Source organism: Steroidobacter cummioxidans (genome assembly GCF_003104955.1).
The window spans coordinates 1-9,769 of the sequence record NZ_LSRW01000120.1; the positions used below are offsets into that span (position 1 = coordinate 1).

8 protein-coding genes are annotated in these 9,769 nt (G+C 62.7%); 5 read left to right on the forward strand and 3 right to left on the reverse strand.

The genetic code is table 11. The features are described from left to right. On the reverse strand, positions 1–269 hold a 269-nt coding region (locus tag D0550_RS34090), incomplete at its 3' end, for an acyl-CoA dehydrogenase N-terminal domain-containing protein (protein ID WP_161966223.1). A 126-nt stretch (positions 270–395) separates the two neighbouring features. On the opposite strand from D0550_RS34090, the gene D0550_RS34095 reads away from it, so the two are divergent. From D0550_RS34095 to ggt, 5 genes are all read left to right on the forward strand, one after another. Beyond that, entirely contained in the window at positions 396–2,666 is a 2,271-nt protein-coding gene (locus D0550_RS34095; RefSeq protein ID WP_116813680.1) for a TonB-dependent receptor, read from the forward strand. Positions 2,667–2,694: 28 nt separating this feature from the next. Then, positions 2,695–4,347, forward strand: coding sequence for a carboxylesterase/lipase family protein (locus D0550_RS34100; RefSeq protein ID WP_206606724.1), 1,653 nt, complete (start codon positions 2,695–2,697; stop codon positions 4,345–4,347). Then, complete coding sequence (locus D0550_RS34105) at positions 4,344–5,078, forward strand: TetR/AcrR family transcriptional regulator (RefSeq protein ID WP_116813682.1); 735 nt, start codon at positions 4,344–4,346, stop codon at positions 5,076–5,078. Before D0550_RS34100 ends, D0550_RS34105 begins: the two co-directional genes overlap by 4 nt. Positions 5,079–5,085: 7 nt before the next feature. Next, the gene (locus D0550_RS34110) at positions 5,086–6,687 is read left to right on the forward strand and encodes an AMP-binding protein (RefSeq protein WP_206606725.1); all 1,602 of its coding nucleotides are present in this window, start codon (positions 5,086–5,088) and stop codon (positions 6,685–6,687) included. A gap of 128 nt (positions 6,688–6,815) precedes the next feature. Beyond that, positions 6,816–8,549 carry a gamma-glutamyltransferase gene (ggt, locus tag D0550_RS34115; protein WP_116813685.1) on the forward strand — a complete coding sequence of 578 codons (1,734 nt, stop codon included), beginning with the start codon at positions 6,816–6,818 and terminating at the stop codon, positions 8,547–8,549. 26 nt (positions 8,550–8,575) lie between these two features. Here ggt and D0550_RS34120 read toward each other — a convergent pair whose 3' ends face one another. Together D0550_RS34120 and D0550_RS34125 are read right to left on the reverse strand one after the other, a co-directional pair. Beyond that, on the reverse strand, positions 8,576–9,133 hold the full coding sequence (locus tag D0550_RS34120; protein WP_116813687.1) for an NADPH-dependent FMN reductase: 558 nt from the start codon (positions 9,131–9,133) through the stop codon (positions 8,576–8,578). After that, entirely contained in the window at positions 9,130–9,717 is a 588-nt protein-coding gene (locus D0550_RS34125; protein WP_116813688.1) for a LysE family translocator, read from the reverse strand. Before D0550_RS34125 ends, D0550_RS34120 begins: the two co-directional genes overlap by 4 nt. Between the last annotated feature and the right edge of the window lie 52 nt (positions 9,718–9,769).

Genomic DNA, 9,769 nt, shown 5'->3' on the forward strand with positions numbered 1-9,769 from the left:
AGGCCGGCAGCGGCAAATGCCTGCAATGCCGAGCGCTGTTCCGGTGCCGACACCACTGTGTCGCCGACCAGTTTTGGCGGCTCCCGATCCACTTTCTTGTTATGTGGCGCGAACTCGGCGTGCGCAATCTGCGAATAAGTATCGAGCGCGGCGTCGAATGTTTGCCGGGAATGATCGGCGAACACGGGGCGCTCGGTCAGGCGCGTCACGTCCAGCCAATCAAACAACAAAAAGTCGACGTCACGACGGGACAGCAATAGTGAGCTCATGGGGTCGACCTTAATATTGACTGCCGAGTCAGTCAATGTTAATTCTAAGATACGGCGAAGCGAACGCCTCGCCCGATGCCCGAACAGCGGCACGAAAAAAGCGGCACAGGCCAATAGGGGGATAGGATGAATCGTCTGGATCTGGACAAGAGAGCGGCGGCACTTGTCGCGCTGGTGGCGGCAGCGACTCCGGTCGGCGCGCAGAACTCATCAACTGCAGCCAACGCTCGAGAGTCGATGGCGGTCGAAGAGATCGTCGTCACAGCGACCCGCCGTAGCGAACGACTGCAGGATGTGCCGCTCAGTATTTCGGTGTTGTCACAAACCGAGCTGACGCAGAAAGGTATCGTCGGCTTCGAGGGCATCGCGCGCGAGACACCGGGCGCCGTGCTGAACGTGGCGAGTGATAACAACGTTCGCCTCACTGCTCGCGGCATTTCAACCAACGGTTGGGGCGCGGGTTTGCAGACCACCACCACCATCTATCTGGATGAGTTGCCTCTGAGCACCATCGGCAACACGGTGACGCTCAATCCCAACCTCTATGACATCGAACGCGTCGAATTCCTGCGCGGTCCGCAGGGCACGCTGTTCGGATCGGGTTCGCTGTCGGGCGCGTTGCGTATCCTGACCAAGAGTCCCGATCTGACGAACTACGATGCCTCCGCGCTGGTCGATTTGGGCCATACGCCGGACGGCGGTGGCATGCGTCAGCGCTATAACGCGATGGTCAACATTCCCCTGGTCACGGATAAGCTCGCACTGCGAGTCGTCGGCTTTCACCGTGACGAGGAGGGCTTCCTCGACAACGTTGGCACCGGCGTCAAGAACTCCAATACGCTCAAGGACTCCGGCGGCCGCGCCATCCTGCTGTGGGAGCCGACCGAGCGCATGAGTGTGCGATTGATGGGCTCCTACGAGGACAGCCAGCCCGAAGACGCCTCTTTGAGCAATCCGACCTTGGGAGAGCGCAAACGTTACTCCGTGCGTCCCGACCTCTACACCTCGAAGACGCAGATCTATAACGCGACCGTGGACTACCGGTTCGACGGCGCGGATCTGACCAGCTCGTCGACTTACTCGATCGCCGAAGGCAACTTTTCCGTCGACCTCGCCGGCACCTTCGCGCGCGCCATCCCTTTCTATCTGGATGACGTGTACAAAACGGACACCTTCGTGCAGGAACTGCGACTGGTGTCCAATCCTGGCGAGCGGTTCGATTGGGTGGCGGGCGCCTTCTATCTGGATCGCGACCTCGATCTGGTCGGCAAGCAACAATCGAGTCCGGAATTCCTGGCCGCGCGCGGCATCACGGGGTTGCCGGCCGATGCAACCTTCAACGCCTTCGGCAGCGACACGCGGACTTACGAGCTCGCAGGTTTCGGTGAGCTCGCTTATCACCTCACGGACAAGCTCACGCTGACCGGCGGCCTGCGCTACGGGAAATATGGCGGAACGTTGGACACCGATGCAGGTTTCAACACGGCGTACTTCACCAACGCGCTGTTCGGTATCCCGGGGGCGCTGCCGTTAGTACCGGTTGCCGCGACCTCTTCGCGCTTCAAGTCAGCCGAAAGGACGTCGTGGAAGGCGAGCCTCAGCTATGAGCCGTCGCGCGACCTGATGACCTACGTCACAGTGTCGACGGGATACCGCACGCCGGTTTACAACGGGCGAGCGGGCAGCGTCAGCACCATCGACTCGAGTGACCTGGTCATTCCCGCCGGGGCCGGCTCGGACGATCTCACCAACTATGAGATTGGTCTGAAGGCGCTGTGGCTGGACGGCAAGCTGACCACCAACCTGGCCGCGTATTACATCGATTGGCGCAATATCCAGGTGCAAGCCAACCGGCAGTCGGATTCGGTGCAGTTCGCGACCAACGTCGGGCGCGCCGCAAGCCAGGGCCTGGAAGCGGAAATTACCTTCAAGCCCGTGCGTGGGCTGATGTTTGGATTGAACCTCGCACTCAATCAGGCCGAAGTCAAAGCGCTCACTGCTCAGGAAGCCGCGATCTCCGGCGCGGAGCAGGATTCGCGTCTGGCGTCGCCGCGGGTGCAGGGATCGTTCTTCGGCACATACAACTACCAGCTTGGCGGCGCGGTCACCGGCTTCAGCAGCTTCCAGATCGCGCATGTCAGCTCGTTCCCCAACGGCTTCCCGAACACGCCGGGCCGACCTGGGGTGCGCAATCCGCTGTACGGCATGACCGATGATTACACGTACATCAATCTGCAGACCGGCTTCGGCATCGACAAGATGACGGCCACGCTGTACGTGGAGAATCTCGGCAACAGCGATGCGGTCGTGTACATCCATCCGGAGGCCTTCGTCGACAGCCGCTACACCATCCTGCGGCCGAGAACGTATGGCGTGCGTGTCGGTTATCAATTCTGAGCCGGCACCCATGCGGATGACACTGCGAATGTTCGCTGGGTCCTTGTGGCTCACACTCGCGACGGTTGCCGTCGCGAGTGAACCACGTCCACAAGTCCAGATCCGCACGGGCATCGTGCAGGGAGTGACCGAAGCGGCGACCAAGGTCGACGCCTACAAGGGCATTCCTTACGCCAAGCCGCCCATCGGCAATCTGCGCTGGCGGGCGCCAGTACCGGCGCCCGCATGGAAGGGCGTGCGCGATGCTCGCTCATTCGGCCACTCCTGCCTGCAGCCGCCGTACCCGCCGACGAGCGTGTACTTTGGTGACATCGCCTCGCCCAGCGAAGATTGTTTGACCCTCAATGTTTGGGCGCCGAGCGGTGCACGGAAGCTGCCGGTCATGGTGTGGATTCATGGTGGCGGGCTGCTGCGAGGGGGCAGCTCGGAGCCCATGTACGACGGCGGCAAGATGGCTCAGCAGGGAATCATCGTCGTGTCGATCAACTATCGACTCGGCTTGCTGGGCTTTTTCGCGCACCCGGCACTGAGTGCCGAGTCGGCACAACGCGTGTCCGGCAACTATGGCCTGCTCGATCAGATCGAGGCGCTGCGTTGGGTTCGTGACAACATCGCCGAGTTCGGAGGCGATCCCTCGCAAGTGACGATTGCGGGCGAGTCGGCGGGCGGGCTGAGTGTAGTCTCCTTGCTCGCCAGTCCGCTCGCGCATGGCTTGTTCGGCAGAGCGATCGTGCAGAGCGCGTACATGCAGACCAACCGTGCGCTGCGCGATGACGTACTGGGTCTTCGTTCCGCCGAGGCCGAAGGCGAAGCATTGGCCAAGGCCGCCGGCGTTTCGACCGCAGCTGCGCTGCGTGCCGCTGATCCCGTGAAATTGTTCATGGCGGGGCTCGCCAGCAAATGGGGACCGGAGCCGGTGATCGATGGCGTGGTGTTGCCACGGGAGCTGTTCGAAACATTTGCTCACGGCGAGCAGGCGAAGGTGCCGATCATTGCCGGCTTCAATGAAGGCGAAATCCGCTCTCTGCTGTACTTCATGCCGAGCGACATTCCCGCCAACCGGGCGGCCTACGAAGCGGATGTCCGGCGCCGCTTCGGTGCCGAAGCCGACGATTTCCTGGCCGTGTACCCCGGCGTCGATCCCAGGGAAGACGTGATGGCTTCGATTCGCGACGGTGCGTGCGACTGGACCGCCCAGGCGTTGGTGCGGCGACAGGCGGAGGCGGGGCTGCCGTCCTATCTCTATTATTTCCGGCATAGCACGCCGTCGCAGCGAGCTCTCGACCTGGCGGCGTTTCATGCCAGCGAGCTGCCCTATATCTTCGGTCAGGTCGGCGAATCCGCGGCGCTTGGACCGAACTGGCCGCGGCCGCCGTTCTCCAATGCGGAATCGCAGCTCGCCGACGCCATGATGGGCTATTGGGTGTCGTTCGTTCGGGACGGCATCCCCACCGCATCGAACATGCCGCCTTGGCCTCGGTATACCACGGAGCAGCGCGGCTATCTCGATATCGACGAACAACCGTCCGCCGCCCGCGATCTGCATCCCGGCGCCTTTGCGTTCGCCGACCGGCTGATCCAGACACGGCGCCAGCAGGGGCGGGGCTGGCGGCTGGATATCGGCTTCTCAGCCTTCAGCGTTGACGATCCCGCTGCAGCTCGGCAGCCTGACAACCCATGAGCACCATCAGCAAAACGAAGCCGCGCACCGCGCCATCAGCAGGACGCCGTACTCGTGTTCCAAATCACAAGGCGCGCGTCCGTGAAGCATCCATTTCCCGCATTCTCGATGCCGCCGAACAACTGTTCGCCGAGTTCGGCTATCACGGCGTCACCTTGAAGGATGTGGCCGCGCGCGTCGGTATCAGCTCGACGCTGATTCACTATCACTTCAAAGGCAAGGAAAGCATCTTCGAAGCGGTCTGGGCGCGGCGGGCGCCCATCTCGGCGCGCAATCGACTGGACGCGATGCGGCGCTATGCCGAAGAGGCCGGCGACAAGGTCACGGTCGAGGGGGCCTTGCATGCCTGGATCGATACCGACCTGAACGTGCAATTGGAAGATCCGGAACAGTGGGCCGCATTCGGCAAAATCGCTGCGCAGGCCAACAGTGCCGCCGGCTGGGGTGCCGAGAAGATGACCAAGTACTTCAATCCGGTGGTCCTGGCGCTGATCGATCTGCTCAAAAAGGCGATGCCGGATTGCGACGAAGAAACCATCTTCTGGGGTTATCACTTCGTCTCGGGTGCGATGACTCACAACATGGCGCGCACCGGTCGACTGGACGAGCTGTCGCACGGGCTGTGCTCGTCCGCGGATTTCGAATCGATCCGACGGCACATGGCGAAGTTCATGGCCGCCGGCTTTCACGCCATCTGCCAGGCCACGAAGGCGAGCAGGAAAAAGAAGTAGGGACTGGATGACGACTGCTTCGACTGCCGGCGCAATGCAGCCCTATGCGCTCACGCTGGACCGCTTCATCGATCACGCAGCCAAGTGGCACGGCGCCGTCGAAGTCGTGACGGGCGGCAGCGGCGGTGCTACCGTCCGCATCGGGTATTCAGCCCTGCGTGAGCGAAGCCAGCGCCTGTCTGGCGCGCTCCGATCGCTGGGTCTCGCGCCGGGCGATCATCTCGGTTTGCTTGCTTGGAACAGTCAATCGCACATGGAGTGCTGGTACGGCGCCGTCGGCATTGGCGTCGTGTGTCACACCCTCAACCCGCGAATGTCACCAACGCATCTGGCCGGGATCATCCATCAGGCGGCCAATCGTGTGCTGGCGGTCAGCGCGGATCTGACGCCGCTGGCAGAGAAACTGATCGCGCTGTGTCCAACCATCAAGCATCTCGTGGTACTCGAGGAGCCTGGCGCGCCGACGGTGCTGCCAGACTGCGATCGCGTGCGTGTATGGCGGTACGAAGAGCTGTTGGAGCAACGCGGTCAGGCGCTTGCATGGGGTGGATTCGACGAGAACACGCCGGCGGGCCTGTGTTTCACCTCGGGCACCACCGGCCGGCCGAAGGGTGTCACGTACACGCATCGATCGAACTATCTTCATACGATTCATCAGTTGCAGGCGGACGCGAGCGGCTTGACGGCGCGCGACTCCGTCCTGGTCGCCGTGCCGATGTTTCATGCCAATGGCTGGGGGTTGCCTTTCTCCGGGCCGGCGGCCGGCGCGAAGCTGGTGTTGCCGGGCCGTCATCAGGACGGCGCCAGTCTCGCGAATCTCATCAATACAGAGGGCGTGACGGTGGCGGCCGGCGTCGCGACGGTGTGGCTCGGGCTGGCGGACCATCTGGACAAAATCGGTGGGGAAGTACCGTCACTGCAGCGGATCATGCTCGGCGGAGCCTCGGTGCCACAGTCATTGATGGATCGGTTGGAGCAGCGTCTCGCCGTCCGTGTTCAAACCAGTTGGGGCATGACCGAATTGTCACCGCTCGGCACGGTCACGCCCGCGACGGCACCGGTGGGCAAGGCCACTCAGTCCGGACGGCCGCCGCTCGGCGTCGATTTGTTACTTACCGATGCCGACGGAGCGGCGTTACCGGAACAGCGTGGCCGCGAAGGACGATTGCGCGTGCGCGGCGCCAGCGTGGTCGAACGTTACTTCGGCGAGGTTGAATCTGCCGTCGACGCCGAGGGCTGGTTCGATACCGGCGATCTCGCCATCATCGACCGCGATGGCAATGTGAGTATTACCGGCCGGGCCAAGGACCTGATCAAATCGGGCGGCGAGTGGATCAATCCCGCCGAAATCGAGGCCATCATCGGTGCATTGCCGGAGATCGCGCTGGTCGCGGTCGTGGGCCGCGCGGATCCCAAATGGGGCGAACGCCCGATACTGGTGGTCGAGCCGCACAAAGGCGCGCACATCACCGACGAGGCCTTGCTGGACGCACTTCGATCGCGTGTCGCCAGCTGGTGGCTGCCCGATGCCATCGTGCGCGTCGCCGGCATGCCGCTGGCGACCACGGGCAAGATCGATAAGCAACGACTAAGGGCCGAATATCGCTGAATCCCGCCACCGGAGCGCCGGGATCACGCGGAATCTTGGGGGGAATGGCGGCTCGCGGGGCGAAGTGTGGCCGTGAATGCGATCTGTGCGGCACAATGGGCCGCATGTCGGACATACAGGCCCCGTGTATGAAGCTCCAGGCTCGATGTTTCCTGTTCGTTTTTACCCTGTTCGTCGCACCCTTGTGCGTGGCTGCCGGGATGCAGCCGGAGCGCGCCGACCACGGCATGGTCGCGAGCGTCCACGAGCTGGCTTCGCAGGCCGGCGTGGAAATGATGAAAGAGGGCGGTAACGCCATCGATGCAGCGGTCGCGACTGGATTTGCGCTCGCGGTCGTGCATCCGGCCGCAGGCAACCTGGGCGGCGGCGGATTCATGCTCGTGCGTATGAGCTCGGGCGAAACCCACTTCCTCGATTTCCGAGAGAAAGCCCCGGGTAAAGCCACCTCGACGATGTATCAGGACGCACAAGGCAATGTGGTGCCGATGCTCAGCCGCGTCGGCTACAAGGCCGTGGGCGTTCCCGGCTCCGTCAAAGGCATGGTCCATGCGCAAAAGAAATACGGCAAATTGACGCTGCAGCAAGTCGTCGCGCCCGCGATCAAGCTGGCGCGAGAAGGCTTCGAGCTCGACTGGGCCGAGGCACGCTCGCTCACCAACGACAAGAACATGGCGAACTTCCCGGATTCCAAGCGCATCTTCCAGAACGACGGCAAAGGCTGGCGTCAGGGCGATGTGCTGAAACAGCCGGAGCTGGCGCGCACGCTCGAGCGCATCGTGGCCAATCCCGATGAGTTCTACACCGGCAAGATGGCGCGCGAGATCGCGGAGTTCATGCAGCAAGGCGGCGGCCTGATTACTGTGCAGGATCTGAAGAACTACGAAGTCGTCGATCGCACGCCGGTGCGAGGGACGTATCGTGGCCTCGATATCATCAGTGCACCGCCACCGTCGTCCGGCGGCATCGCGCTGATCGAGACACTCAATATTCTCGAAGGGTTTGACATCGCGAAGGCGGGCTTCGGCTCGGCCGAGGCGATTCACCTGATCGTGGAGAGCTATCGCCGCGCGTTCTACGATCGGGCGCAGTTCCTGGGCGATCCGGAGTTCAGCAGCCTGCCGGTCATCGAGCTGAGCGACAAGAAATACGCCGACGAGTGGCGCGCTTCGATCAACCCGCAACGGGCCACTGCTTCGGCACGCCTGGAGCGACCGAAAGTTTCGCAAGCGCTGGCCGACTACGCGAAACGAAAACCAGTGAAGGCCCCGGCACCGGAGTCCACTCAGACGACGCACTATTCGGTGGTCGACAAAGACGGCAACGCGGTCGCCGTGACCACCACTCTCAACGGCAGCTACGGCTCGAAAGTGACGATCGGCTCGCTGGGCTTCCTGCTCAATAACGAGATGGACGACTTTTCATCCAAGGCCGGCGTGCCGAACATGTTTGGCTTGATCCAGAGCGATGCCAATCTGGTCGGGCCGAACAAGCGCCCGTTGTCGGCCATGACGCCGACCATCGTGTTGAAGGACGGCAAGCTGTGGCTGGTGCTCGGCTCGCCGGGCGGCCCGACCATCATTACGACGGTGGCGAACATCCTGGTCGGCGTCGCCGATTTCGGGCTCGACATTCAACAGGCGGTCAACGCGCCGCGTTTCCATCATCAATGGATTCCCGATCGGATCGCGATGGAGCGCAATCGCTTCTCGCCCGACACCATCAAGCTGCTCGAAGGTCGTGGCCACACGATCAGCTTCGGTCTCGGCGGCGATGGCGAATGCATCCAGATCGATCTCGCCACGGGCCAACGACTCGGCGCGAGCGATGGACGCAACGAGCGCGGTAAGGCAGTCGGATATTAGCTAGCAGCGGACGAGCGCTCTTGCGCTCATGGCCGGTGCCGGTGCGTGATTTCGATCCATCGGGCGAATTCGACCAGCAGCGCATCCAGGGATTGGCCGATGGCGATGTCGATCAGGCCGCCATCCGCATCGAATGCATTCTGCGCTTCGCGTACGAACAATGCCGGGCTCGGCAGCGGCACGGATTCGGTCGCGAACAGCGCCTGGCGCAGAGCGTTCTGCGCAAGCCGCGTTCCCCAGCGGCCGCCCGACGCGCCGATGACGGCCACCGGCTTGCCGACGAGAACCTCTTCGGGTGCGGGTCTCGAGAGCCAATCGATCGCATTCTTCAACACCCCGGGAATCGACTGGTTGTATTCGGGAGTTGCGATCAGCAGTCCATCGGCTGCCGCCACCGCTCGACGCAGGTCGCGTACCGCTGCGGGGGTGTCGTGTTCGAGATCTTCATTGAAGAGCGGGATGGCGCTGAGTCTGTCGTCCGGGTGAATCGTCATCCCGGCCGGTGCCCGCTCGGCGGCCGCGCGCAGTAGCGACCGATTGTAGGAGTCGCGGCGCAGACTTCCGCAAATGCCAAGTACGTTCATAGTGTGAGCAATCCTGAGAAGGCGATGAGCATTGCGCCCATCACGCGGTCGAACCACACTTTGCAAGCACCACGCTCGAGGCAACTCCTCAGGCGCGCGCCGAGCAAAGACCACAGCAACAGGCAGAGCGTCGTGATCGAAACAAAGACAACCGCAAGTGTGAGCAGCGCTGTGCGTGCGTCCATGTGCGGCTGCAGGGCGGAGGTTGCTGTCACGACCATTACCCAGGCCTTCGGATTGACGAACTGAAAACCGAAGATCCAGAGCGGATGCTCGGGTAGCAGGGCTGGGCGAGCCTGGTCTCGCGCGAGCAGCAGCGATATCCCCATCCACGATAGATACAGACAGCCGGCGATAGTGAGGGCACGTGCAAGCGCCGGCCGCGCTTCGAGCACGGTACCTGCGCCGGTCGTCGCCAGCGTCAGCAAGACGATCGAGCCCAGCACGATCATGGCGATCACGGGCAGCGCTCTGACGATGCCTGCGCGGGCCGCGACGTGCATGACCACGAAATTGTTCGGTCCTNGCGTGATGGCCGCGACGGCGACCAGCCCGGCCACGCTGAGCAGTGCAAGCATTCCCATCTCTCCTTCACCAAGCAGATTATTGCCTGTCTCTTATACACATCTCCGAGCC